The organism is Nostoc sp. C057 (genome assembly GCF_013393925.1).
Lineage (GTDB): Bacteria > Cyanobacteriota > Cyanobacteriia > Cyanobacteriales > Nostocaceae > Nostoc > Nostoc muscorum_A.
The window spans coordinates 3,926,605-3,953,454 of record NZ_CP040281.1 but is presented as its reverse complement, the minus strand read 5'-3'; the positions used below and the strand labels follow the sequence as shown (position 1 = coordinate 3,953,454).

22 protein-coding genes are annotated in these 26,850 nt (G+C 41.2%); 10 read left to right on the top strand and 12 right to left on the bottom strand.

Annotated elements, in window-relative coordinates; translation table 11 throughout:
• Positions 1-97: 97 nt before the first annotated feature.
• A complete protein-coding gene (locus FD724_RS16980; RefSeq protein ID WP_179073434.1) occupies positions 98-2,824 on the bottom strand; it encodes a pre-peptidase C-terminal domain-containing protein in 2,727 nt (908 codons plus the stop codon).
• 713 nt (positions 2,825-3,537) lie between these two features.
• Here FD724_RS16980 and FD724_RS16975 point away from each other — a divergent pair.
• Positions 3,538-5,010, top strand: coding sequence for a cell wall metabolism sensor histidine kinase WalK (locus FD724_RS16975; protein ID WP_179073433.1), 1,473 nt, complete (start codon positions 3,538-3,540; stop codon positions 5,008-5,010).
• Between the two features lie 274 nt (positions 5,011-5,284).
• Positions 5,285-6,019: a hypothetical protein gene (locus tag FD724_RS16970; RefSeq protein WP_179073432.1), complete on the top strand. Its 735-nt coding sequence runs from the start codon at positions 5,285-5,287 to the stop codon at positions 6,017-6,019.
• Positions 6,020-6,055: 36 nt separating this feature from the next.
• Here FD724_RS16970 and FD724_RS16965 read toward each other — a convergent pair whose 3' ends face one another.
• Entirely contained in the window at positions 6,056-7,129 is a 1,074-nt protein-coding gene (locus tag FD724_RS16965; RefSeq protein ID WP_179073431.1) for a tetratricopeptide repeat protein, read from the bottom strand.
• Between the two features lie 97 nt (positions 7,130-7,226).
• Positions 7,227-7,856 (bottom strand): sigma-70 family RNA polymerase sigma factor, encoded by a 630-nt coding sequence (locus FD724_RS16960; protein ID WP_179073430.1) that lies wholly within the window; start codon positions 7,854-7,856, stop codon positions 7,227-7,229.
• Between the two features lie 197 nt (positions 7,857-8,053).
• On the opposite strand from FD724_RS16960, the gene FD724_RS16955 reads away from it, so the two are divergent.
• The gene (locus FD724_RS16955) at positions 8,054-8,650 is read left to right on the top strand and encodes a glyoxalase-like domain protein (protein WP_114081453.1); all 597 of its coding nucleotides are present in this window, start codon (positions 8,054-8,056) and stop codon (positions 8,648-8,650) included.
• A gap of 204 nt (positions 8,651-8,854) precedes the next feature.
• Positions 8,855-9,319, top strand: a complete 465-nt coding sequence (locus FD724_RS16950; RefSeq protein ID WP_179075539.1) for a DUF29 domain-containing protein — start codon at positions 8,855-8,857, stop codon at positions 9,317-9,319.
• A gap of 19 nt (positions 9,320-9,338) precedes the next feature.
• Here FD724_RS16950 and FD724_RS16945 read toward each other — a convergent pair whose 3' ends face one another.
• The 4 genes from FD724_RS16945 to lysS form a co-directional block, all read right to left on the bottom strand.
• Positions 9,339-12,437, bottom strand: a complete 3,099-nt coding sequence (locus FD724_RS16945) for a CHAT domain-containing protein (RefSeq protein WP_256874294.1) — start codon at positions 12,435-12,437, stop codon at positions 9,339-9,341.
• Between the two features lie 126 nt (positions 12,438-12,563).
• The gene (locus FD724_RS16940) at positions 12,564-13,286 is read right to left on the bottom strand and encodes a helix-turn-helix domain-containing protein (RefSeq protein WP_179073429.1); all 723 of its coding nucleotides are present in this window, start codon (positions 13,284-13,286) and stop codon (positions 12,564-12,566) included.
• Complete coding sequence (locus FD724_RS16935; protein ID WP_179073428.1) at positions 13,283-13,690, bottom strand: type II toxin-antitoxin system RelE/ParE family toxin; 408 nt, start codon at positions 13,688-13,690, stop codon at positions 13,283-13,285. The genes FD724_RS16940 and FD724_RS16935 overlap by 4 nt, the downstream gene beginning before the upstream one ends.
• Before the next feature lie 269 nt (positions 13,691-13,959).
• Positions 13,960-15,645 carry a lysine--tRNA ligase gene (gene lysS / locus FD724_RS16930; RefSeq protein ID WP_179073427.1) on the bottom strand — a complete coding sequence of 562 codons (1,686 nt, stop codon included), beginning with the start codon at positions 15,643-15,645 and terminating at the stop codon, positions 13,960-13,962.
• A 102-nt stretch (positions 15,646-15,747) separates the two neighbouring features.
• On the opposite strand from lysS, the gene FD724_RS16925 reads away from it, so the two are divergent.
• On the top strand, positions 15,748-16,305 hold the full coding sequence (locus FD724_RS16925; protein WP_179073426.1) for a Uma2 family endonuclease: 558 nt from the start codon (positions 15,748-15,750) through the stop codon (positions 16,303-16,305).
• A 312-nt stretch (positions 16,306-16,617) separates the two neighbouring features.
• Here FD724_RS16925 and FD724_RS16920 read toward each other — a convergent pair whose 3' ends face one another.
• Together FD724_RS16920 and FD724_RS16915 are read right to left on the bottom strand one after the other, a co-directional pair.
• Positions 16,618-17,043: a hypothetical protein gene (locus FD724_RS16920; RefSeq protein WP_114081448.1), complete on the bottom strand. Its 426-nt coding sequence runs from the start codon at positions 17,041-17,043 to the stop codon at positions 16,618-16,620.
• A gap of 194 nt (positions 17,044-17,237) precedes the next feature.
• Positions 17,238-18,209, bottom strand: a complete 972-nt coding sequence (locus FD724_RS16915; protein WP_179073425.1) for a M48 family metallopeptidase — start codon at positions 18,207-18,209, stop codon at positions 17,238-17,240.
• Positions 18,210-18,348: 139 nt separating this feature from the next.
• On the opposite strand from FD724_RS16915, the gene FD724_RS16910 reads away from it, so the two are divergent.
• Positions 18,349-19,917 (top strand): ATP-dependent DNA helicase, encoded by a 1,569-nt coding sequence (locus tag FD724_RS16910; RefSeq protein WP_179073424.1) that lies wholly within the window; start codon positions 18,349-18,351, stop codon positions 19,915-19,917.
• Between the two features lie 91 nt (positions 19,918-20,008).
• Positions 20,009-20,224: a DUF2839 domain-containing protein gene (locus FD724_RS16905; protein WP_114081445.1), complete on the top strand. Its 216-nt coding sequence runs from the start codon at positions 20,009-20,011 to the stop codon at positions 20,222-20,224.
• Between the two features lie 281 nt (positions 20,225-20,505).
• On the opposite strand, the gene FD724_RS16900 is transcribed toward FD724_RS16905, so the two are convergent.
• Together FD724_RS16900 and FD724_RS16895 are read right to left on the bottom strand one after the other, a co-directional pair.
• On the bottom strand, positions 20,506-21,558 hold the full coding sequence (locus FD724_RS16900; RefSeq protein ID WP_179073423.1) for a glycerate kinase: 1,053 nt from the start codon (positions 21,556-21,558) through the stop codon (positions 20,506-20,508).
• Positions 21,559-21,607: 49 nt separating this feature from the next.
• Complete coding sequence (locus FD724_RS16895) at positions 21,608-21,940, bottom strand: DUF565 domain-containing protein (protein ID WP_179073422.1); 333 nt, start codon at positions 21,938-21,940, stop codon at positions 21,608-21,610.
• Positions 21,941-22,492: 552 nt separating this feature from the next.
• Between FD724_RS16895 and FD724_RS16890 the strand changes: the two genes are divergently transcribed.
• The 3 genes from FD724_RS16890 (at position 22,493) to glmS (ending at position 26,070) form a co-directional block, all read left to right on the top strand.
• A complete protein-coding gene (locus tag FD724_RS16890; RefSeq protein ID WP_179073421.1) occupies positions 22,493-23,116 on the top strand; it encodes a hypothetical protein in 624 nt (207 codons plus the stop codon).
• 435 nt (positions 23,117-23,551) lie between these two features.
• On the top strand, positions 23,552-23,797 hold the full coding sequence (gene psaC / locus FD724_RS16885; RefSeq protein ID WP_012411495.1) for a photosystem I iron-sulfur center protein PsaC: 246 nt from the start codon (positions 23,552-23,554) through the stop codon (positions 23,795-23,797).
• Positions 23,798-24,189: 392 nt separating this feature from the next.
• Positions 24,190-26,070, top strand: coding sequence for a glutamine--fructose-6-phosphate transaminase (isomerizing) (glmS, locus tag FD724_RS16880; RefSeq protein WP_179073420.1), 1,881 nt, complete (start codon positions 24,190-24,192; stop codon positions 26,068-26,070).
• Between the two features lie 275 nt (positions 26,071-26,345).
• Here glmS and FD724_RS16875 read toward each other — a convergent pair whose 3' ends face one another.
• Positions 26,346-26,792 carry a hypothetical protein gene (locus FD724_RS16875; protein ID WP_179073419.1) on the bottom strand — a complete coding sequence of 149 codons (447 nt, stop codon included), beginning with the start codon at positions 26,790-26,792 and terminating at the stop codon, positions 26,346-26,348.
• Positions 26,793-26,850: the final 58 nt, after the last annotated feature.

Here is a 26,850-nt window from a genome sequence, read left to right as displayed (position 1 = left end):
TAGTTTGTCTACAAATGGCTGAAATTTTAGTGAAACTGCAACCAATTAAATTTGGCTTATTCTTATATGGACTTTGTTTTGAACAATCACCTCCTGTTTAAAGCACGTACAATTCTGTACCGTTAGTCCCGTTGTTGGCGGTGAAGAACAGCTGTGTACCAACGACAGTCAGCCTGCCGGGGTTAGCATTTCCTGTAGCGTTAATGTTGCTAACCTTGAGAGTATTGGCAGTTGTGCCGTCACTGAACCACACCTCCCTGTTGCTGCCATTAGAAGCCGCAAAAGTCAGGGTACCATTGAAATTAACGAGACTAGTGGGAATACTGTTATTGGGCTGGTTATTTCCGTCTGTGCCAGCCCAAATATCTTTTACTAATACTGTGTTGGCATCTGTGCCATCAGTTCGCCACAATTCTAGACCAGTTACTGGGTCATTGCCAACAAAGTAAAGAATATTACCAACAGCAGTTAGATTAAAAGACCCTAAACCAACGTTAGGTGCTTGTCCGTTAGTTCTGATGATTACAGTTCCGCTAACTGTGCCGTCACTTTTCCACAGTTCTAAATTAAAGTCATTATTGCTATCTGTGACAAAGTACAAGGTGTTGCTAACGGCTGTTAGATTTGCTGGCGCGAACCCGTTGTTACCAGGTGTAATATCTTTCAGCAAGCTAGCGGTTGTACCACTTTGATACTTGCATACCTCAAAGCCGCTTGTACCATTGCTGGCAGTGAAGTAGAGTGTACTACCAACCACTCTAAAGTTTGCAGGATATGATTGAGTCATTCCTTCGACACTAATAACCTGCGTACCGCCAATAGTACCATCCGTTGACCAAAGCTCAGTGTTATTTCTGGCTGTGAAAAAGAGCTTGCTGTTAAAAGCAACGAAAGTGGGTGATTGAGAACTACTGAAAGTAGGGTTAATATCTACTAAACTGACGCTTGTACTGTTATAAACCCACAGTTTTTTGATATTGCTGCTATCAACTGCTACAAAGAAAAGTTTGTTACCAACAACGGTGAGATTACTGGGGTTAGAACTGCCAGAATTCAGATTAATATCACTAATCCTAGTTACAGAAGTGCCGTCGTACTGCCAAAGTTCTGTACCAAACGTGCTGTTAGTAGCAGTGAAGTATAACTTGTTATTGAAAACAATCAGATCGTCAGGATTGAAACCATTAGCATTAGTAATGCGGGTGTTTGTAGTTCCATCACTCTTCCATAGTTGAATACCGGTAGTAGCATCATTAGCAGTGAAGTACAAAGTGTTATTCCAAGTGGTCAAGTTATCAGGGTCAGCACTACCAGACCCAGGATTTATTTCCAGTTGTCGGACTTGTGGCTGCGCCGTTATGTCCAAATTGTAGAAAGTTTCGGCTGAACCAGAGGGGTAAATACGAATGGAGTACGTACCTGCACTCAGGGTGAGATTGCTGATAGTTTCATTGCTATTTCCGGTTTGATTAGATATCGCTATTTGTGTATTAACGCTGTTGAATAGTCGAACATCTGCGTTGTCGCTCAAGCCAGAAAGGGTAAGATTAAAAGAACTAGTGGTATTCAGACTGAATTTATAGTAATCATTAATATCTATGTTGCCCACAAAATCACTGCGGGAAATAGAACCGTTTAAAGTACCTAAATTCTGGGCTGAACCTGAATCACTACCAGCTTGGTCTGGGTTTATAGTTTGGGCAACTACACTCAGAGTATAGTTAGCTGCTGTAGTAGCACCACCACGATTTACCAAGATGTTGTAAGTACCAGGGTTTAAGCTGCGGCGAATTGCATCTAGGATTGTTCCTGATTGATTGCTTGAAACAATACCACTACCATTTTGGTCTTGGAGTGCTAAATTAGCGTCTGCTGAGAGTGATGTGAATCTGATGTCAACTAAAGCAGTTGAGGCGAGAGTAAACTTGTAATAGTCTTGAGTATCGCTAGCGCTGACTAAATCTGAGACAGTGGCAGGAAGACTGATACTAGTGGCATTTAGTACAGTGTTTCCTCCTTGGTCTGGGGCATCTGCGGTAAAATTAACCTGCAAATTATAATTAGTTGACCCTGCGTTTGTATAGACTTGAATATAGTAACTACCTGCGGTGAGAGAACGATTAATAGAATCTTGGCTTGTACCTGTTTGAGCACTACTGGCAGCAGGTTGAAGAGACTGTCCAGAGCTATTCAACAACTGTATGTCAGCATTACCACTTGAAGGATTGAGGTTAATACCAATAGTACCGTTGTTATTTAAGGTAAATTTATAGTAGTCACTAGCATCTGTAACCAAGCCGCTACTTGTACTTGCGACAAAATCAGTTCCACTGTAGCCGGCAGTATTGACCGCTGCACTAATATCTCTGTTAGTGTTTGCCAGTGCAGTTGTGTTATCGGAGATGCCACTATCTTGAATGGCTTCGGCTGAGAGACCGAGATTATAAGATGTGCTAACTGCCGAAGTGACTAAATCAATCCGGGCATAGTAAGAAGTGTTGGCAGGTTGGTTATTGAGGGTAAAACGTATCTTTTCTGATGCGTTACCAGACAAGCTAGAAACAGCAATAGTTTGACCATTACTGTTTGTCAAGTATAAATTTGCATCACTATTTGCCGCTAATCCATCAAGACTTAAGGTAACTATACTAGAACTGCTAAGAGTAAATCTGTAATAATCTCTCGTATCAAGACTGCTGAGAGAATCTTGAAATATATTGGATGTGCTAGTGAGAGAGCCACCAATATAAGATCCAGATGTAGTATCTAAAGCTGTAGCTGTTGTGTTTCCTGGATCGGTAAATCCTGAATAGGGGCTTGGCATAAGTTATTTATTATTTTGTATAAAATCAAATACTTGTATTGGCTGAAATTACCCATAGCTTTGCAACTAATGCAAGTTTATTGCTATTAATCAACCACAAATTTTTTGTTACTTCTGGCAAATTATTAAACTGTGTCGTGATTATGCACCCATTCAGAAGTATGGTTTTTCCTTTCGGAATTTAAGTGGTTGTATGTGAATTAGTTGATGTTAAATATTTCAAATTCTGATATTTGTTGTACCTAGGTTTCAAGTTTTAAACACACTGCTGAATCTTCATAGTCTTTCGTTAGCAGTCAATTTGCTTCATTTCAGCGAAAAATAAGTACTAGATGAGGAAAGTTATTGCCATTACGAAGTTGCTCAAACTTTTTGTAGCCAATTGTAATTTTGTTACAACTTTATAAATTCATCCACAAAAGAGTTATGTATTAGCTGTTGCTATGAAATTTTTAATGTTCTTTTGTATTTCTCCTTCAAACTTCACTGCAAATAAAATTTAACTCTTAGGTAAAAGATACTGCCTGCGTAGAAATACTTAATTTATTGATACTAATTGTTAAAAAACTAAATTATTTTCGAGAGATTTTTAGTATAAAATTTTTCCGGTTAGATCCTGATAGAGAGTATTTTAAAGGAGAATAATCGATAATACATATCTGTTTTTTCTTTGCTAACTCTCTTATCCAAAGCATTTTTCACAGCATTACAATATGTTTCAAGCTACTCGTCGCCGTCTTGCCCTTTGGTATACTTCCGTCACTGCTGTATTACTACTACTGTTTGCCAGTAGCGTTTATTTATACGTCCGCAGTACACTGATTGAGCGCATTGACGATACCCTTAACCATGTAGTGGAAATAGTGGAGCGTTGTCTCACAACAAGCCCCTGTGCATCTAAGCTCATATTTGAGCCAATTGATGCTGATGCAGATAAATTTCGCATTAATAATCTAGAAGCCAGTTTTCCTGAGAATGCCGACACCGTAGAAGATGACCACATCGACCTTGAATGGTTTAGTCCAACTGGTGAATTACTTTGGTCAACGCTATCCGAACCCCTAAATATTCCCCTTCGTGCTAACCGCACTGGTGAAACTGTTCGTGTAGTTAAGGGGGAGAGTGAAAATTCAAAGTTTAAGACGCAATTAATTGCGTCTCTATCCTCACCACTGTTATTGCGACAAGTGACACAACGAGTTGAAGTAGGGCGGCAAGTATTAGGATATCTGCGTGTTAGCCATCCCTGGTTTGAAGTCACGAAACCCAGCCGTGAGTTAATTTTTGATTTGGCGCTAGGTATTGGTTTAATGGTGGTTTCTGTAGGGGCAAGTGGCTGGTTTCTTTCGGGTAAAGCGATGGAACCTGTAGGTGAATCTTATCAACGCCTCAAACAATTCACTGCTGATGCTTCCCACGAACTTAGAAGTCCGATTACTTTAATTCAAACAAATGTGCAAGTTGCCCTTGCTGACTTGGATTTAGCAGAGACAGAAACGACTAATTCTTTGCAGTATCGGCAACAGTTAAAGGTGGTAGAACGCTTAACCCAGCGTTTGGGTAAATTAGTCAATGACTTACTGTTCTTAGCACGACAGGATAGTGGGATTAGCAAAGATATTTTTTCACCTTGTCCGCTAGATGCCTTGCTGATGGAAGTGGTTGAAGAACAACAATTGTTAGTCCCTGAAAAAAAAATCGCCCTTTCTCTAGACTTAGTTGATCCTCCTGCCTCTGAAACTAACCCTGAATTACTGGAAAATTGGTTTACCCTTGTGGGTAATTGGGATCAATTGGTACGGCTATTCACAAATTTAATTGCTAATGCCTTGCATTACACTCCATCTGGCGGACGGGTGAAAGTTGAATTAGCGCGGATAGAAGGAATAAATCGAGTTTCGGGACTACGTTATACCAGTGCCCAGTTGCAAGTTAAGGTGAGTGATACCGGAGTTGGAATTCCAGCAGAGGCACTACCGCGCTTGTTTGACCGCTTTTATCGGGTAGATCCGGCACGGACTCATACAACTGGGAATACAGCTACAGCTAGCGCTACTGGTTCAGGATTGGGATTAGCGATCGCTCAAGCTATTGTCGAACATCATCAGGGTCATATTCAAGTTGAAAGCACTCAAGGCATTGGCACAACGTTTACTGTGACTTTACCGATAACTCTTGAGTCTTAAATCGCAAATTCAACAATTGTTTCCTGTGACAGATGTAGATAAGTGAATTTATTTACTAATTTATATACCATCAATTGCATATTTAGCCATTAATTTGAAACTTTAGAATGAGATATTTATGTCTGCTAATCTATTATTTCTAAACCTCTAGCTAGAGAACAAAGCTTGACTATATTGTTAAAATCTACGTGTTTAGATAACAGATTAGCCAACTAATTAAATTTGCTGGTTGAAAAATTTTTAAAGAAAGAAAAATTTAGATCAGGAGCCAATCATGAATATGAAGCGTCAAAAGTTTCGTAAGTCTGCTGAGTTATTTGGTGCTATTTGTGGTGGATTAATGATTAGTCTGCCAGTAATTCCTCAAGCAATAGCACAACAATCAGTAGGACAAGAATCTACTCCGAAGATTAACCCCTGTCCGAGAATTTTCTACGAAGAACCACATAATAGTCGGGTTGTGGTACCGCAAGGATGTCCTCCGAATGCACTAACTCAAAGACTAGCTGCTCAAGGGCTTCTTCCCACCTCTGCTACTCCATCGCAAGAGCAAACAAGATTGGGTGTCGGCGGTGAATCTCCAGAAACAGGTGTCACACCACCACGCCCAGCCCCTGGAGATCAAACTCAACAGCCCTCACCAGGTGCGGTTTCGACCGATCGACCGCAACAACTACAACCACGACAAACTCCCAGCGCGACGATCGCACTGGCAAATGGTACAGTTAATATCAGATTGGTAAATGACACTGCGGCTAATGTAACTTTCCAAGTGATTGGCGATACGGCACCGCGATCGCTACAAGGTAAATCAAATGTAATATTGCAAGGTTTAAGGGCACCAGTAACGGTGACATTTGAACGAGAAGATGGTGGACAGTTGAGAGTGACTCCACAAGCTTCTTCAGAGCCAGGAAACTTAGAAGTTAGATTTAACGAAGCCACCAATGCAGCACAGGGCAGAAGTGCTATGAGAATTGAACGAAATGGTTCAGTATTCTTGAATTAATCAAATTAAGTACGAAAGTAGGGGCAATTTATGCCCCTACTTTCGCTGAAGCATTTTAGTTAGCTGATCTAGCAATTGCACTTCTTGCTTACTGTCTTCCAATGTCCGCGCCAGTATAATCGCCCTTTCGTAAAAATTACGAGCAGTTAGATAATTACCTTGTTGTTTGTATAACTGAGCGTAAGACTCAAAAGATTTTAATTCTTCTCGCAAATTTTGCAATTCTTTAGCGAGTGCTAAACGTTGCTCTAGTAAATCAAAGGCTCTCTCGTAGCGTCCAATAGCAGTGTGAGCTTTCACTAAACCGTCAATTGCCCGTAATTCATTGGTGCGATCGCGGTTAGTTTTCGCTGTCCGCATCGCTTCACCATAGGTAGCAATGGTATCTTGATAATTTCCCGATGCTCGGTAGGCATCACCTAAATTATTCAGGGTATTTGCTTCACCAATGGCATCGCCAGTCTGACGGCGGAAAATTAAGGCATTTTCATACAATTTAATCGCCTTGTTGTAATCTCCCAACCTAGCAGTTACCAAACCCAAATTGCTCAAAGACAGTCCTTCCCCTTCAATGTTTTTGACACCGTGAGCAATTGCGAGTGCATCTTCAACTGTTTTACCAGCAGCAGAAACTTCTCCTTGTTGCAGGAAAAATGTACCGATATTATTTAGCACAAAAATCTGAGCTTGGAAGTCTTTCGTATCACGAGCGATCGCTAATCCTCGTCGTAAAGCATCTTCCGCCTCTTTGGCACTATCAATCTGGATATAAGCCTTTGCAAGCAAATTGTAAGTCAGACCTTGTGCTTTTAGGTCGCCAATTGAGTGATATAGTTCTAGTGCCTGCAAGCAAGATGCAATTGTTTTATCGGCATATCCTGAAGCGTATTGTTGTTGACCGATACGTAGTAAGCTATCTGCTTCATCTCTTGATTGTCGCCCAACAGAACTATTTAAAGGACGATGGAGTTGTTGCGTAATATCAGCCGCACCAGCAGCTATAGGACTCAGCAAAAAAGTAAACAGTAAAAAGCTGTGTAAAAGCACCTGGGGACGATAAATCACACCTACACAAACTAATTGCCTTGGAAATACAAGCCGTTGTTTCATAAAAATTACCCGTAAAGTTGCGGGTTTAAGTAGAAGGTCTAAGAAGAGTTTTAAGTTTATAAATTGAAGACAAAGAATATACGCGTTTACACTTAAGTTAGGATTGAGCTAAATCCTCCCCAAAGTATATGGTGCGGATATCTGTGGGTAATTTGTCCTCTAGCATACGATAGCCTTCCTGAAGAAAATTGGCTACTTCGTTGGGAGCGATCGCTTCTCCTTCGGCTTGCAGATAAGCGGCGATTCTCGTTTCACTCCAGTGGAAAGTTTGAGCCATTAACACGATTAATCGTAAAACAGGGGGTAATTGGTCTAATGCCTGTTGTACATAGCACCATAGCGGTGGTGAAGTCGCTTGCAGAGAATAATGAATTGCTTCTGTCGGTGGTAGCTTAATTTCGTTAATACAGAAAGCTGTCATATTAATTAACCAATTTTGCATGGTTAAGGCTGGCTCACCTGATTCAGGGCTGGTTAAATTTAGTCCACCGAGTTCGTAATAGATATGTCGCCAGGTGAGAGCAAACAGATAATCTGCTTGCACAGGCGATCGCGCCGAATGCCGAATTAAGGTATAGACTATGGGGCTATAACGGCAAAAAATCACCGTAAAATACTTTCCAGCATCTGGATGGCGCTGAAACAAAGTCAGTAGTTCATGGTCACTGTGATGAAATAGCGACTTTACCAGAGGATGATTAGCTTCAGGAAAATGAGGAATTTGCACAAGTCTTTGAGTTGATAGTTGTTAAAATAATTTTGGGAATTGCACTCCCGTAGTTAATCGCATAATATCTTGGTGTTGCCCAGTTTGTAGCCGAGACTCAGACAACTTGAGTTATTGATAAACTAGAAACAAGGACTTAATTTTAGTCTTAATCGACAATTATAAAATCGACTCCCCTATAGAATCCTTATTTGTTCATGGTTATAGCAGTTAGTGCGATGTCGTTTCTCCTCAGTCCCCTTACTTTAGGCTCCTTTCTCCCTTCCTTGCCCTTGGATAGCCTGTTTTCTACCCAAGGCATTATGGTAATGCTTCTAGCAGCTTACGCTGGCGCGATGTGGATGTTCCTCACCAGCGCCCCAAAAGTACACACTGTCATGGTGTCAGATTTGGAGATTGCCCGACAGTTGTATGAAGGGCTGCTAGATTTGCCCGCAGCTGAGGTGCCCTTGCACTATTACTACAACTACGAACAAACTATAGGCGCAACTGGGATTGATCCGCTATACATGTCTACAGGGCCGAGTTTGTCAAGCAAAATGATGAATAATGCTACAGAAGGGCTGTGGTATCAATTGAAGAAAAACACCCAGCTACACGTTATTACTGGTGCGAGTTTAGGTAGCAAAAATCAGCAACGCCACGTTTGCTTTGACCACGACTGCTTGGAAATGATTTTAATGCGAGTCGAAACGCGCGGTTTGAAATTCAAGATTCGTAACCAGAAGCCCCTGAACTTTTTGGTCAAAGACTATGAAGGGCGAGTGATTGAGGTGGCTGAGGTAGCGAATTAGTCATTAGATTTTAGATTATTTTAGATTGTGTGGTGCGTAGCTTGCGATCGTAGGCATCGGCACCACACAATCTTTTTTTAAGTGGCTAGGCGTAAATAAATTAAAGTTTGTAGTAAGGACTTTAGTCCAGATAAACCTTGCTATGAAAGATGAATCGGTCACTTATAGGGTTTTGCTAGGTAGAAACTTATGACCCTTGAAAAGATGTACGCATCTCACCTTTATGAAACAGATTTCTATACTTGGACTCAAGAGCAGGTTAGCTTGCTCAAAACTCAACAGTGGGATCAATTAGATACGGTTAACCTGATTGAAGAAATTGAAACTTTGGGTAGAAGAGAACGACAAGAATTGAGAAATCGGCTAGGAGTATTGTTAGGACACCTGCTGAAATGGCAATTTCAAGCTGAAAAACGTAGTAATAGCTGGTTGAGTACAATTCGAGAGCAACGTGTCCAAATTAAGCTGCTTCTGCAAGATAGCCCTAGTTTGAAACCCTATCTAGATGAAGTTTTCCTCAGCGTTTATGAATTAGGGTTGGCTTTAGCAATTCGAGAAACTGAGTTAGGTGAGCAAGTTTTTCCAGAAATCTGTCCTTATACTTTAAGCGAAACTCTAAATCCTGAATTCTTACCAAATCTAAATCAGGTTGAAGAGCAGGGCGAGTAATTACCCAAATAATCTTTTCTCACCGTAAACCGTGGCAAATAAAAGCAGCCCAGTAACGAGAATCTGAAAAGGGAAGTTGCTGAGTAGAATTTTCTATTTCTTGAATTCGTCTGTTAAATTTAGCATACATATTATATTCACGCTTCCATTGTTCATGTTCGATAGAACCTGAAGGATATTTTTTTCTATTTCCTATCAGTTCTTTCTCCTTTGCTTCTACTTCCTGGAAGATTTTATTTAGGTCGGCTTTTGTAAATTTTTGTAGCTTAATTTGGGCTTGCTGTAAAGCTTTAGGACGGTTTCTACCTTCTTGTCGCTGCTGGTAGTAAAAAATGGAAAATAATGCTGTGGCTAAATCATTGACTGACCAGAGAGTACTAACTACACTTCTAGCACCAGCACACAGAAAGCCTGTGGAGAGAGTAAGAATATCATCAGTTAGAGAAGAAATACCCAAATTAGTTTCGCAGCAAGACAGAAACACTTCTACAAGTTGAGGTAAACGCCAACCAGGTGTCATCAATTGCCCCAAGGTGATGCTGTTACCGTGCGCTAATTTTAACTGTGATTCTAAAGGATTATCGAGGCGAGATTGGGCATGGTGGCAGGAATGAAGTACTTGAACTTGTTGTGCTAGCTGTCGATAGTTATTAGAGGTGGCTTGACTGCTACCAATTAATCTGTTTTCTGGTGGAATATTATACATTTGGGCAAGTTTTTCGCCTTCAAATCTGGCGCAGGGAAGGTTGTCTTCGGCATCTTCCACAGTTCCATATTGTAGAGATATTTCAGTAAATTTCCCTACATTGTCGCGTTGTTGACAAAATTCTAAAATTTGGCAACTTGGGGTATAACGAATAAGAAATTTATCTCCTAAATATTCCTGATATTCTCCTGTAGGCAAAGCAGCGAATGGAATCTGATGGAGTAACAGGTGAGGTACTAAAATTAATTCTTCTATTCCTTGAAGATGTTGGGATATGAGTTCAGATATTTGCAAGCGTTCAGCTAATTCGCGGAGAATGCTATTAATTTGAGTTTCCCATTTTTTGTAATCATTCATATAAGGCAATAACCAATTCTGCTTAATCCAGCCTTGCAATGTATCTAACCCTTGTCCTGTGCAGGTGTAGAGAGTAATTTTGTTTTGCTGGACGATAAAAATATGGGTGTCGCTGTTGGTAGTGTAGAAACTAAGGATAGCTGTATTAGGTTGATCAATTAGCTTTTGAATTTCTGACAAGCTGAGGGGGTTAACTTGAATTTCGCCAGCTAATACGGGATCTTCGCGTCTGAGATTTTCCCAAACTTGTTGTTTTTGGATTTCTAAAGATGCGATCGCTTCATTGTAAGCTTCCCAAGCTGCGCGTGTACCACTGCGATTATTTTCAGATTTATGGCTTTGGCGTTCTTGGTCAATTTGCTGTTGCAGTTCTTCATACTGCTTCAATAATTCTTGGACTTTTGGGGGGATTTCTTCGCCTTGAGAGAGGTTGTAGCTTGCCATTAAGTCTACCAAGCGTTTGGAACGCGATCGCTCTGAGTATTCAAAGGCTTTTTCTATTTGTCCAGCATTGATGCAGGCTTGCACTATTTTTTCATAAACATCAATAGCTTCTTCTAAAATTTCTTGACGACGTGATTCGGATTTCGCCCAAGAACGACTTATTTCGACTGCTTCGATGGCTAGGCTATATCCTTCGATAGCTTCTAACCAACGCTTTGCGTTTGTAGCAATCTCACCTAGTTGGTTAGAAGCTGTTAAGCACTGTGAAGGAAAAGCTGTAGCCGTGAAGACTTCTAGGGAAAACCGACAACAAGCAATCGCTTTATCTATCTTCCCTAAATGTGTGTAGGCAATAGCCAGATTATTTTGGTTTTTAGCCCAATATTCGGGAAAACTATTACGGGTAAAAACTTGGAAGGCTGCTTCATAATATTGAATTGCTCTATCCAAATTTTCTGCTTTGTTACCTATTATCCTTTCACTATAGACAAGACCCAAATTTTTTTGAGCCATTGCCCAATCCATAGGAAATGTCTCTTGACTATAGATTTGCAAAGCTGCTTCAAATGCTGCGATCGCTCTTTCTTGATTTTCCCCATAGTAGATGTATGGCGGCTTTAAATATGCTATCCCCAGATTGTTTTTAGCCATAGCCCATTCTCTAGGAAATGCCTCTTTTGTATAAACTTGCAAAGCATCTGTGTAAGTTTTAATAGTTATTTCCAAATTTATAATTTGATTTATTTGGATTTTTTCACGGTAGGCATTTGCCAGATTCATTGTTGTCTGCGCCCAATCATCAGGTAAAGCCTCACGGGTGCGGACTTGCAAAGCCGCTTGAAAGCAAGCGATCGCCATTTGTAAATTTTCTATGCGATCGCCATGAATTCTTTCAATAAACACAGAACCTAGAGTGTTTAGACTATTAGCCCATGATTGAGGAAAAGCTTTTTTTGTGTGAACTTGCAAAGCTGAACTAAGATACTCTAAAGCCATGTCTAAATTTTTTGCTTTATCACCCTTAACTCTTTGAAAATAGGCTTCTCCCAAATTGTGTTGTAGCTTTGCCCACTCTTTAGGAAATAGTTCGCGCGTATGAATTGATAAAGCAGCTTTGAAAATGCTAATTGCCTCTTCTAAATTATCAGCTTTATCTCCATAAATACGTTCACAGTAAGCCCGCGCTAAATTATTTTTGATTGTTGCCCACATTTCGGGCATATCTTCACGCTTGATTAGTTTTAAAGCTTCATGGCAAGATGATATCGCTTTTTCTATATTCTCGTGTTTATATCCGTGTATCCGGCTACTATAGACTACAGCAAGATTGCATTGTATTTCTGCCCATATATTTTTTGCTAAAGGCACTTTCTGATTAATTATAAAGTCAGCACTAATTTCGTAAATAATAACAGCTATTTCTAAATTTACTGCTTTATTACCAAGTGGAAACTTATAAACAATTCCGCTAAAAAAGCAAGCTGTTAATGCTATATTTGTTGCATTTTTTAAATTTAATTTAAACAAATTATGTGGCATCCATTCTTGAAGCCATTTAATAAATTCATAATTTAATTTATCTAAATTTGCTTCTAAAAGTGGGTATACCAAATCAGGTCTATGAGCATTATGAAAGCTTGCTTGAGATACCTCTTTTAGGAAAAAATAAAATTCAGTGCTGCGGTTTTGTCTAACTTCTTTTATTTTAGAATTCCTAAATCCCTTGTGCATATTTATTTAGATATTTTGGTCAAATATTTCTGATAATTTATCTAGCAATTCTTCAGCTAAATCCAACAACTCAATTTCATCAATTTCTTCACTAGTTCCGCGATTACTTTCTCCAACTGCCACATTAGCAGCCAAAACATTTTTGACAGCAAAAATCCTGTCTTCTTCCTCCGATAGACTCGAACATTTTTCCAACTCTACAGCAACTTCTTGGGTTGTCCTTGAACCCAAACGCTCTCTCACTTTCACCGCTACTGAATCTTCACTTTCCAGCAGTTTTACCAAAGCTGTTCTCAGTCCATCATTCTCGCGGGAAAACTTCTCAACGGCTACATGCACATATTCCCGCACGCTCATATTTGCCGCCAATGCCTTTTGTGCAACTACATCTGGTACATCTACCAGCAATACACCTTCGTTATCGCTAGCTTGATATAAGTCATCTCCTTGTTTGACGGCTATCAGCAAATCTGCACCCAAAGCGTGTAAATAGTGCAACACTGATTCTAATTCATGTTCCTTTAAAGCCGACTCTAACTTGGACACCGCAGCTTGCTTTACTCCCAGTTTTTGAGCTAGTTGTGCCTGAGTCAACCCTGATTTATTACGTATTTCCCGCATAGCATCGGTAAGATAAAGGCGCAAATACTCTAACTTCCCCGCCAAAATCACCTCTGGTTCGTCGCTTACCTCTTGCTGCAACCAAGCTTGAAAATTAGGCTTTTTCATGACTTTTCCCTTTGCTGCAATTCACGCAATCTTACTCTTGCAGGTTCTTTGTCTCTATCTTTGATAGCGCCGTCGTATTTCTTCATAAAGGCGTGCAGCACCACAAATCTCTGAGGAGTAGCAGCCGTTAAGATAAACCGTGGATTATGTTCGCTCTTAGTCATCCGTAACTCATACAAATCATCTTCCAGTTTCTCAAAGATGCCACTGGTAAGTGATGCGAGTCCTTTGTCGCACAGGTAGCTAAGATTAACTTGTAGACGCTTGGTTTCGGAAGCACTCAGTAATGGCTTTGGTGGATTTTCTGGTTGCTCTTCTTCGGGAATCATCCTGATGAAAAAAGCCAGCAAATCTTTGGGGATTTCCCCATTGACATCTAGATAAAGTTCCCAAGTCCAGGTCACTTTCTACCTCACAGTATAGTATTCCTTATAAGGAATGTCAAGGTTTTATTCCTTTAAAGGAATATCATATAGAATCAGCGAGTGCAACTTAGGTAATAAAAATGGTGCGTTAGGCAAAACCATAACGCACCCAACTAGTTTATATGCTGTAAGAGTATTTCCAAGAAATAAACGAACCGCAGAGACGCAGAGAACACAGAGAGAGGAGAAATGGAGAAGATTATTGCGTCAGTTTTGGATATTTTTCTATTTGGAAGTCCCTAAGTAGGTCAACTCAACTGTTCAAACTTGAATTTCCCTTTAATAAACTTGTTAAAGTGTTGACCTTTAGACGGTGCATTATCTAAGTCATCCTTGACACTGGGAGGTACTTTGAAATACTCGTAAACACTTCCACTATCAAATTCAATAGTCAGTGTTTGAGTTTTTGGCTCATAGGTAAATTGCTTAATAACGCTGCCTTCAGGCTTGAGTAGCGGGAAGGCGATCGCATCCCGAATACTGGCACAATCAGTTAATAACATTACCAACCGATCGATCCCAATCCCTAAACCACCTGTAGGCGGCATACCGTATTCAAGGGCTGTTAGAAAATCTTCATCCACACCTTGGGCTTCTAAGTCGCCAGCAGCTTTTCTTTCAGCTTGGGCTTCTAGGCGTTCTCTTTGATCGATGGGATCGGTAAGTTCTGAGAAGCTGTTTCCAGTTTCTCGCCCGACGATAAATAACTCAAATCTTTCCACCAAACCAGGTTGAGAACGGTGAGGTTTTGCTAAGGGCGAAATTTCTACAGGGTAATCAATGACAAAAGTAGGTTGAATTAAATTAGCTTCTACCTTTTCTTCAAAAGCTAAATTTAGTAACTTACCAATTGATTTCGCTTCATCTATACCAGGAATACCAGCATTTTTACTCGCTGTTTTTGCTTCTTCCAATGTTTGGAAAGAATTGAAATCTAAGCCTGCAAATTCTTTAACTAAATCGTGCATTGTCACTCGCCGCCAAGGTGGTGTCAAATCTATAGGTTCCCCTTGGTAGGTGATTTGCAATGTGCCGAGTACATCTTGGGCGACAGTGGTAATAATCCCCTCAGTCAGCGCCATCATATCGTTGTAATCGGCGTAGGCTTGGTAAAGTTCAATTGTCGTAAATTCGGGATTATGTCGAGTAGAAATTCCCTCATTGCGGAAAACCCGCCCCAATTCAAACACCTTTTCAAAACCACCTACAATCAACCGTTTGAGATGAAGTTCTGTGGCAATTCGCAGATACAACTCCATTTCTAATGTGTTGTGGTAAGTGATAAATGGACGCGCATCTGCACCCCCAGTCTCACTTTGCAAAACTGGCGTTTCAATTTCCAGAAAATCCCGTTCTTCTAAATAGCGGCGAATACCGGCAGTAATTTGGGCGCGACGGCGGAAAGTTTGTCGCACTTCTGGGTTAACAATCAAGTCAACGTAACGCTGACGGTAGCGCTTGGCAACATCCGTTAATCCATGCCACTTGTCGGGTAGCGGCAACAGGGATTTAGTCAGGATAGTATATTGTTTAACGTAGACAGATAACTCGCCCTTTTCAGTCCGTTTAATAGTACCTTTAACTCCCAGGATGTCGCCTGCATCTGTGAGTTGTTTTAAATGATTGAAGGCATCAGCATCAATATCTGCCATGCTTTCTTGGATGCGATTTTTATCCAAATAAAGCTGAATTGTGCCAGTTTCATCTTGCAAGGTGAAGAAAGCCAGTTTACCAAAAACGCGACGCGCCATAATGCGTCCAGCGATCGCAACTTCTAAATCAACTTCTTCACCACTGGCTAAATCGGCAAACTGTTCTTGCAACTGCGTTGCATGATGGGTAGATTCCCAACGATAGGCATAGGGATTAGTTCCTAGCTGCTTGAGTTGTTCTACTTTCTCCAGCCTTGCGGCTCGGATATCTTCTTCCGACATGGTAACGAACTAAATAGGGCAAGATTAATTATAGATGCTGCAAAAGTTGAGAGTAAGAGATATTTGCACTTTGCAGATGATAATATCGCCAAACCAAATACAATGACACAAACTAGAGTGCGCTTGTGGAATGTAGATGAATATCACCGGATGCTTGAGACGGGTATTATCACAGCCGATGAACGGGTAGAACTGATTGATGGGCAAGTTATCCCCATGAGTGCCAAAAATCCTCCACACGCAGCGACAACGCTGTGTGCATCTGACTATCTCAAGCGTTCGCTAGCAGAAGTTGCCTTAGTTAGGGTGCAAGATCCGATTCAATTAAGCCAATACTCGGAACCTGAACCAGATATTGCCGTTGTCCGCATTGATGCGCGAAAGTACATTGATCATCATCCTGCACCCAATGAAATCTTTTTACTCATTGAGGTAGCAGATACAACACTAGACACCGATCGCAAACAGAAAGCACCTTTATATGCTAATGCAGGAATTGCTGATTACTGGATTTTGGATGTGAATCAGCGTCAGGTTTATGTTTTCCGTGAACCGGGTTTGGAAGGCTACAATCTGAAATTTATTTTGCCGGAGGATGCAACTTTATCTTTGATGGCATTTCCAGAAATTGAAGTTCAGATTAGTCAACTGTTTCCATAACTTAAGTAAGTCGGTGTGAATAATTCAAACCATATTAAGTAATGTAAAATTATTGTAATCCAGTTCGTAGTAAGGACTTTAGTCCTAAAAGAAGGACTGAAGTCCTTACTACAAACCTTTAATTATTTCCGCCGTCCTACTTAGGTGATAGAAATTGAGTATCACAGTTTTTTAACTTTTAAATAAAAAGTGCGTAGGCGTAGCCCGTCGTAGACATCGCTTGATCGCATTTTATCCAAAAGACTCTCATAGAAAATATAATTGATATTTTCTATGACAACGATTTAATAATCTAATGCACAAGTCAAACCTTTATTTATAGTCTACTGTTAGCGAATGCCTAGATGAAATAGCTTTCATTTTCAAGTTAGTAAATTGTATGATCGCCTTTACAAAATCTTGCTGGTCTGGTTGCAAATGCAGTTTTTCTAGGGCTTGATTCATATTATTACCAGCCCGGAGATTGCGATTAAGTTGGGCACGTTGCGATGTGTTTAAGATTGCCTCAATTTCCCTGTTTCTTCTCTGACGCACAGCCTGGAGTTCTTGGCGTTGTAGGGGAGTCAGATTAATATCCGACAAGGTGGAGTAACTTGCAGTTTTGGTAATTTGGGCGAAAATGACTCCAGAAGTAGTATGGAGTTGAACCGGTGTAGCTAAGGCAATTCCCGGCATGGAAAGGACAAGAGCTAGAATAGTAGCGAACACAGAAAGCCGTTTTGTCAAGTGAATTGCCATATTGATAAATGCCTACATCTAAATTTAATGCTCAGATATAGTTAAGCAATATTCAAGTTTTTAATTTTGAATATTGAATTTATACTACCCCAAAGAGTGCGTTAACGTGGTATAATTAGCATCTTGCATCAATATTAAGTAGGCTAGGCACTATTTACTAATACCAGTGCCCGCCCTATGTGATTGCTCCTTAATTACGAATCAGTATCAGGTCTTCTCATTCTGTTGATTTCCCGTCGTAATTCCTCAATTTGACGGCGCAAATTATCTGTTTCATTTGGGGAAGATTCTGCTGCAACATTTACTGAGCCAGAAGCAGGCGATCGCTGATAATTTCCTTGGCGAATTTGCTGGTATTCTTCGGATACTGCCCACGCCCGTAAGTAATGCAGGCGTTCAACTGGGAAGGGATGACTCAACATCGTACCCTGAGCGCCGTTGTATATCAAAAATTTATATATCTGATTCAGTCCATCTTCATCCAGTGCCTGATAATTTTCTGACTGCTTGATAAACTCTTGTAAACTACATTCATTGGCATATTTGTGACTACCGCCAGAGAGTTTCATCATGGTTGACATTACAGGATTCAAGTCATCCATTACCAGTAGTGCGGCGCGATCTGACGATAACTCGGCTTTACGCCGCCACTCAAAAAAGGCGTAAATCAAGCCTTGTGTTACAAGATTACCGAGGCCAAAGGTCAATTCGCCCAAGGCAGAAGCAGCACTCATCGCCCACATCGCCATTTGAATTAAAATAGTATGACCACATTTAATATGCCCCAGTTCATGGGCTAGCACCGCCCGAATCTCAGCTTCGTCTAGTAAGTCTAGTATCCCTGTATTTATGACTATGTAAGGATTCTCTTGCCCCAGTGCATAGCTATTTGCTTGGGGATCTTGCGAGACAAACAGCGCGGGTTCTGGGTAAATGTCCAAATCTCGGACGCATTCCCGAAACATCTGGTAAATAGTGGAATACTGACGCGGCCCGACTTGGATGGTGTTACCCATTAGATAGACTAATTGAGGGCGTTCGTAGATAAATTCCACAAATTTACGAGCGATTAAATCAAATCCCGGTAAATTTCGTAAAGCTTGCTCGGCTTGGCGATCTAGTGGATGCCTGAAGGCTTCGCTGGAAATTCCTGTGTAAGTTGTCATAATTCAGGGTGTTGGGTGATTGATCATTTGTCATTGGTCATTGGTTTTGGATCAATGGCAAAAGACAAATGACAAAGGACAAGATAAGAGAAATGGGGCAATTGGAAGTAAAAATCACTTTGTATGGAATTAAAAGCGTGTGATTGAGGCAGAAGTTCATTTGTCACTACATAACTTTTTGCGATCGCAAGCGGGGTTCCCTTCCTGGCCCCATCATTTGACGATGGCACGGTTGGTAGCACGCGCCTTGCGCCTGGGGCGTAGTGCCCTAATTCAAGTAGGAGCGGTTTGTGGCTATCAAGGGCGGTATCGCACTAGTTTTGTAGCATCAGCCCTAATGTGGCACGGCCCTGTAATTATTGTTGCTCAAGAACCAGTGCAGCAACTTCTGCTGCGGATAGAAATTCCGCGTCTACAGCAGTGGCTACCAGCCAATAAATCAATTAGAACAGGTGACGCTTGGCCTGATGCTGAGTTCCAAGGGCTACTGTTAACCTCTCCAGAAGCTTGGTTAAGAGGACAATTTGCTGGTGGCGATCGCTTTCCCCAAGGTATCCCCACAATTATTGATGGGGTAGATGATCTCGAAGATTGGGTACGCGATCAACTTACCCAAGATATTCAACCCCATGATTGGGACGAACTCATGTTGGCTTGTCCAAATCAAGCTGAGGCAATTAGCGAAGCACGGATACAGCTGACACACGAGCTTTTTCAGCATCCTGTTAATCCATATCAGTGCTATCTCATTTCCCAGCCAGAAATAGATATTTTAAGCCGTCTCTATTTAGCTTTAGAATCAGTACAATCACTGCCAGAACCCTGGAAAAAATTCTGGCAACAATTTCAAACCCTTGATGAAAATCTTTCCTCCCCTGCCTCCCCTGCTCCCCCTCCCCTCTTCTGGGCGACTATAGCCCATAGACAAGGTTTATTTTCTTTGCACTATGCCCCAATGGAATTAAGAGAAATCCTCTTACCCTTATGGCAGCGACAACCAGTAGTTTTGATTGGTAGCGCCATAGAACCGGAAACTGAGGCTCCTCTTTTCCGACAGCGCCTTGGTTTGGAAGATTTAACTTGTTTGAAGTTCTCCTCGGAGAGTCAAGCGGAAGCAATTCAACTGTATGTACCCTATAAATTGCCCTTACCTAACACACCAGAATTTCAAGCGGCATTTATTCACAAAGTCCGCACACTGGTTTGTCTAAGTGCTACAGCACCAGGATTAACGGTTGTCTTGGTGGGAGATGTCCCACTAAAGGCTCAAGTGGCGACAATTTTGGCTTCCGAATTTGGTTCGCGGGTGCAGGTAGAAAAAACTTGTTTAGATGAAAATGGTATTTTAATTAGCGGTTGGGAATTTTGGCGAGAACATCAGCGAGTCTTACCAGCACCCCATTTGTTAATTATTGCTACTTTACCTTTACCATCTTTAGAAAATCCGCTAGTCGCTGGTAGGGTAGCTCTTTATAAGCGATCGCATCAAGATTGGTTTCGTTTATATTTATTGCCAGCAGCCTTGAATGAATTACAAAGAGCGATCGCGCCAGTCCGAGAAAGTCAAGGCATTGTTGCTTTACTTGATAGTCGTGTAGTTAATCGTAGCTACGGCGCTCAAATTCTCGCCGCCTTAAGTCCTCTGGCACGTATTAACTATCTCGACCCAAGTTTGTTTTCTAATACCGATGAGGAAAATTCTGCTTAAGGTCATTCTCATGCCCCATTCCCCAATTGTCTATAGCCATAATTCCTGGCAAGATAAATTTAGAACCTAAGTAAAATTTGAGTTGCTAATTATGGGTGAAGCAAAGCGTCGCAAAACCACACAAGGGGAAACATACGGTCAAGAGACTCGAATCTTGCCTTGGCTTCCCATCACAAAAATTCAAGGCGAACAATTTGTCAGTTGGACAACTCGTGGTGCTTGGATAGGGATTATCCTTATGGTTATAGGATGGGCAACTATCCGTTTTATTGGCCCAGCTTTCGGTTGGTGGCAAGTAGTCTACTAAATCCTGCTGTTAATTTTCTCGCTCCAAGAAACCTTGAATCTTACTCCCCTTCCCTTGTGGTCTATCCATTAGTCTTATGTTTAAGTGAGTTGTGGTTTTGTTGGTAAAGATCCGGGAAATGGATAGCCCGCAAGTAAGGAGGGCATTAAAAGGAGCCAGCGCGATCTTTTCCCAAATGGAGAGGCTAGCACTAAGGCGTTTGCCCAAGTGAGCAACTGGCGTGAGGAATACAATGACTTTGGCAATCATAACTATTACCCACCGGACATGATTGCTACGAATTACGAATTAGCCCGATCGCAATAAACTTCACCAAAGCTATGATCGGCATGAATTTCAACCACTAGATCAACTACTGTTGCATCTTTTACCAACGGCTTGATAAATAATTCCGGGTGAAGCGATCGCCAAAAATAATTGACAAATTCCTCTATCTCTGCATTGGTCATCCCCGACTTACCCGCAGCGATCATTTGCTGTTCTGCCTGTTTGCGCCATTCCAAAGAACAGCGATAATCGGTTGGATATAGCACAATTAAGCTGTCCAATCGATCCCACAAGGGTAAATAATCGTGGAGGCGAAGATTCATATCACGAGCAAATGCTCTATCTTTATTTGTGACAATTGGCGGTGGTGCAGTATCAAATACATCTGCATTAATTGGTCGTACACCCACAAACCAACCTTCAAATAGTACAATATCTACATCTGTAACCATTTCTGAAGTAGTGCGATCGCCAGCGCCTTTGTATGCAGATTTATCGAAGCGGGGAACCATAACTGAACTTTGCGACTGACGGATCTGATCTAGTACATCTAAGCCTAAATCTACATCGTGGGTTCCTGGTGGGCCGCGCCAAATCAAGCGGGGATCTTGCTGTGTTAAAACCAAGCGATCGCTGTAAGTTTTATATAAGTCATCCAAAGATAAACTCAGAGTCCGGTATCCCAACTGATTCAAAATCAAACTGAGAACCTTAGACATTGTAGTTTTACCAGTGCCTTGTCCTCCCAATATTCCCTGAATCAAAGGGCGTTCCAACTGTTGGCGCTGCGATGCTAGTTTGATCCCCAAAGGCAGCCACAAGTCCCACAGTACTTGTAACATTTTCTTGGGTTCGATTTGGAGGGTAGTTTGGCAGAATTGGCTAAAAGCTGGGAAGACAGATTTTAGTAAATGCACTCGAAAAGCGATCGCATCATCGACATTTGCCGGCGCGATCCCAAAAGCTTTTGCCCTTAACCTATCTGCTAGTGCTGCTTCTCTTGCTTGCTGCTGCCAAGTTTCACTTACAGTTTCTGAAATTAAAATTTCACCCAACCACAAACTCATAATTTCCCCTTATGCCCCTCTGTCTCCCTGTCCCGCTTGCTTCCCATTCTCACGATCCCAGCTTAAAGGCTTCGAGAAACAGGCTGTAGGTAAAACCAACTTTGAGGAGATTTAGTGAGTCTACAAAAAGCGATCGCCTAGTAAAAAAGCTCTGGCTGTAAAATATCCTACTGGTGACTTCCGTTAACACTACTAAAAAACCAGCTACCACAATATCTAACTCTGCCCGTTGACCAGCTGTAGTGGAAACTGCGTTTCCCAGAAAAAAACCAAACAAAAAACTAATTATCAGCAACGATAATCGCCGCCAAGGATTTAAAAACCATTGCCCTAAGCGTGTAGCAATGGCACCCAACAAGTTATTCAGACGAGTGTTTTGCATCAGATAGACTTCTGGGAAAAAGTCAACATATCTTGAAATATCTTTATATTATTAAAGAATATATTGGTTTTAGCCTAAGCTTATTTGTTAATATTATAAATATATGCTGGGTTTCCAGCGTTGATTGAAATTTCCACATCTTATCATCTTTAAGGAAGTACAGGCAGTTTCAAGGCTGCTTGTTCTAACCCAAGATGAAATATATTTATCATCTGGGATGGCAAAAGATACTTTGTTGTCTCTGCTAGTATTTTCACGATATTTTTATTTTTCTATACAAATACATTGGCTGGTTCGGTATCTAATTTTCTTGTTTTTATCCAAGCCTACGGTGAATACACAAAGCAATTAGTGTCTGTAACTGTTGTTTTTCAGTCATCAATGAAATAATTCCCTCTAAATATTTTCTAATCAAAATGATATTTATAATACATTGATGTGCTTAATCTGAATAAAATCTATCTTAAGCTACTTTTCATAATTGTCTTTCGTGATAATAGGCTACTATTTGGTCAAGCCTAGACAAAATATTTATTTCTAAAAACTATCAATATGAAATCTTTAGTGTATCGTAACGTCGGTGTTACAGCTTGTTGCTTGGGACTGCTTGTTGCTCTGGTGGGATGCTTTGGAGTGAGTGTATCCTTTGAGTCCACAAACCCAGATACATCTTCACAACTGCCAAGTGAAACTCAAGAGTGGGAGACAACTTTATCTAAACCTGTTTCATCTGAAAAAGGTATTTCCGTTAATCTATCTACTCCAACCAATAAAGTAGAACATAGTAGTAAAGAGAATACTTATCCTGTCTTAGCAGAGCGTGACAAATCAGCAAGCAAGGCTAAGAATCAAGGAACTTTGCGGATGAGCAATCAAACCAATCAACCTGTACGCCTAGCTCTACTGGCACGACAGTCGGTAGCAAAAGGCTCTAGTACTAAACAGGCTAACTACGATGTACCAGCACATTGGGATTTTGCCCCCCAAGAAGGTAGTGAGAAGGGATTGGTTCTATCCCTACCTCAGAATAATTTAAAGCTGGAAAAGGGAGATATTTTAGTTGCCTTCGCACAAGATGGCTCCCGTCGTTATTGGGGCCCCTATGTTGTCGGTGAAACTCAATTACCTAAATGGAATTCGCAAAGCAGAGAATGGCAACTAGTGCTGAGTCCATAATCTATAACAATCAGAATTGAATTTTCTGTTTGGAAATGTGCTTATTAAGAGTTATGAAAACCTAGAAGCTGTAGGGGCAATTTATGTATTGCCCCTACATTAATCAAGTACAGCTTCACATAGAATCGGTATAAGGATTGCTAAATAGTTACCATAGATAACTTCTGCATTTAGCCTTGTAGATTGACTTTTGTTTCATTTATTTTTACTATTAAACCTCATTATGGTATAGGGCTAGAGTAAATACGCTCATCTAATGTTGCTAATAAATAGAGCAATAGGGGCAATCTCGGAAAAACGACTTATTAAGCGTGCTCATTACATTGTTTGAAGTTATGTAGCCTTTTGATTACGGCCTATCAAACACTGCGGTAAACTATGCGTTGATTATGATTCTTTCGCAGAGAAGAACACTCGAAAGGAGCGGTTTTTTCAATGTCTCACACCGTAAAAATCTACGATACCTGCATTGGCTGCACCCAATGCGTCCGCGCTTGCCCTACTGATGTACTTGAGATGGTTCCTTGGGATGGCTGTAAAGCTGCTCAAATTGCCTCTTCACCCCGTACAGAAGACTGCGTGGGCTGTAAGCGCTGCGAAACCGCTTGTCCCACCGACTTTTTGAGCATCCGGGTTTACCTGGGCGCTGAAACAACTCGCAGTATGGGTCTGGCTTACTAAAAAGCTGGTGCCGAGTGCTGAGTGCTGAGACAAAAAGAAGTAAATCAAAAAAGCTAATTTCTTGATTCTTCACTCAGAACTCGGAACTCGGAACTTAAGACTTTGAAGTGTGTCAATATCAAGCACCTTTAGCATCGTAGAGTGGACACTACCTGCTTTACGAAATTTTAATTTTAGATTGGGGATAAAAATCTCTGGGTACTTAAATCCTAGAAGCGTATTTGTACTGTCAGGTCAAAAGCTGACTGTGAATCTGCTTTAAAAGCCCAAAATCCATAACAATACCTAGTGGTAGAGGGAGTAATATTACTCCCTTTTTTCTTTGCAAAACGTCGAGTTTGTGCTAAACACTATACTGGATTTAATCATCCTGAAAAAAAGCGGTGTGAACAATGTGCGGAATCGTTGGATATATAGGCACTCAAGCGGCGACAGACATTTTACTGGCTGGGCTGGAAAAACTAGAGTACAGGGGCTACGATTCTGCTGGAATCGCCACTGTTTGGGAAGGTGAGGTGAATTGTGTGCGGGCAAAGGGTAAACTGCATAACCTGCGCTCTAAACTAGAACAGATAGAAGCCCCCGCCCAGATTGGTATTGGTCACACTCGTTGGGCAACTCATGGTAAACCAGAAGAATACAACGCCCATCCCCATTTAGATACGGCAAAGCGAGTGGCGGTGGTACAAAATGGCATTATTGAAAATTACCGCGACTTACGCGAAGAACTCAAAGCAAAAGGACATCAGTTTGTTTCTGAAACTGATACTGAAGTAATTCCCCATCTCATAGCCGAATTTTTAAAGAATATTCCCCCCTCATCTTCCTCATCTCCCTTCTTGGAGGCAATTCGCCAAGCCGTTAACCACCTGCAAGGGGCATTTGCGATCGCAGTTATTTCTGCTGACTACCCCGATGAATTGATTGTTGTCCGCCAACAAGCCCCTTTGGTAATTGGTTTTGGGCAAGGGGAATTCTTTTGTGCATCTGATACGCCTGCGATCGTTGCCTACACCCGTGCGGTGCTACCTCTGGAAAATGGCGAAATTGCCCGCCTCACACCTTTGGGCGTTGAGATTTACAATTTTGCTGGCGACAGGTTGAAAAAACAACCCCGGTTGCTCAACTTCAATCCTGCATTGGTAGAAAAGCAGGGATTCAAACACTTCATGCTCAAAGAAATTCATGAGCAACCAGGGGTAGTAAGAGCTAGTTTAGACGCTTACTTTAATCCAGCTGAATCTACCGAATCGCCAATCAATCTTGGTTTACCTGCGGATTTATACAAAGATTTAGAACAAATTCAGATCCTCGCCTGTGGTACCAGTTGGCACGCAGCATTAATCGGAAAATATTTACTCGAACAATTAGCAGGAATTTCAACTCAGGTACATTACGCTTCTGAGTATCGCTATGCACCATCACCCGTGACGGCTAACACGTTGATTATCGGTGTTACCCAATCCGGCGAAACTGCCGATACCCTAGCAGCTTTGACGATGGAAAAAGAACGTCGCCAAGGGAGAGAACCTAAATATCAAGCGCGACTACTGGGTATTACCAATCGCCCCGAAAGCAGCCTTGGTCATTTAGTACCGCACGTTATCAGTACCTTAGCAGGAATTGAAATTGGGGTGGCGGCGACAAAAACTTTTACCGCCCAACTGATGGCCTTTTATGCTTTGGCATTGGATTTAGCCGCGCGTCGTCAGACTGTTTCAAAAGACACATTAGATAAAATTATTAACGGGTTGCGGCAGATTCCTAAAGAAATTGAGGCAACTTTGGAAAGTCAGGAACGTTTAACTGAACAGCTAGCCCACGAATTCGCCGAAACCCAAGATTTTATTTTTATAGGAAGAGGAATCAACTTCCCCATTGCTTTAGAAGGGGCGTTGAAATTAAAAGAAATCAGCTACATTCACGCCGAAGGGTATCCGGCTGGAGAAATGAAACATGGCCCGATCGCACTTTTAGATGCGAAAGTACCAGTAGTTGCGATCGCAATTCCTGGTAGTGTGTACGAAAAAGTTATTTCTAATGCCCAAGAAGCCAAAGCCAGAGATTCTCGGTTAATTGGCGTGACTCCCGTCAACGATGGCGAAGCTGCGGAAATCTTTAACGATCTTCTTCCCGTCTCTCATGTAGAAGAATTACTTTCTCCGATTCTGACAGTAGTTCCTTTGCAATTATTGGCTTATCATATCGCTGCCCGTCGCGGTTTGGATGTCGATCAGCCTCGTAACCTTGCTAAAAGCGTCACCGTAGAATAGTATAATTTTATACGTGAATTATTTATAATGGCTTCTGAAGAAGTTCTATGGCTTGCAGAAGCCATTTTTATGGCAATGGATTATAAGTATAATATATTTATTAATACTTAAGTAAGTATTCGCTGGATTTGCAGTAAAGGGTAAAATTATCCAAATGCGATCGTCTCATACTACACCTGGTTTACAAAGCCCTGCCAGAGAATTTTTTTAGCATATCATCTGATTTAAACCCAGTACAAATTGATGATATTCAATCTATGACCATTGAATTTAATCTAGCCTGCCAAACCAGGCAAACCCCGCATCTGACGCAGAGCATTTAAGCAGGGCGGGCAATCGCAGCCAAATAAAGCTATGGAAGTTTCACTCTCTTCATCAGTGAATTCTAACTCAGGAAGCTCTTGGATAGAGGCATAGGCTAACTCTACAGCACTACCCTGCTCTAGTTGGGCTTCGGGAGCGGTAAACTCTATAGCTCTATCCTCATTTTGTTGAGCTTGGGCTGGTTTCACTCTTGATGTAGATGCAGAAGCAATAGTATTGCTAACCCTTATGCAGACCATTTTCTTCGTTGCTGAGTGGGGGGATTGTATGCAAGAAAGATGGTTGCCTGCTGCATCCACTGTCTGATTTGCTTGAGATGGTTGAGTCATCATGACTATAGAGATCACAGACGCAAACAGTGCAGGGCTAGAAAATAAAGTGAGGAGAAATTTGTTCATTTATTTAAAAAAGTTTGTGACTGCTCACACCTTTAAATTATTACTGAGTAATTTCTAT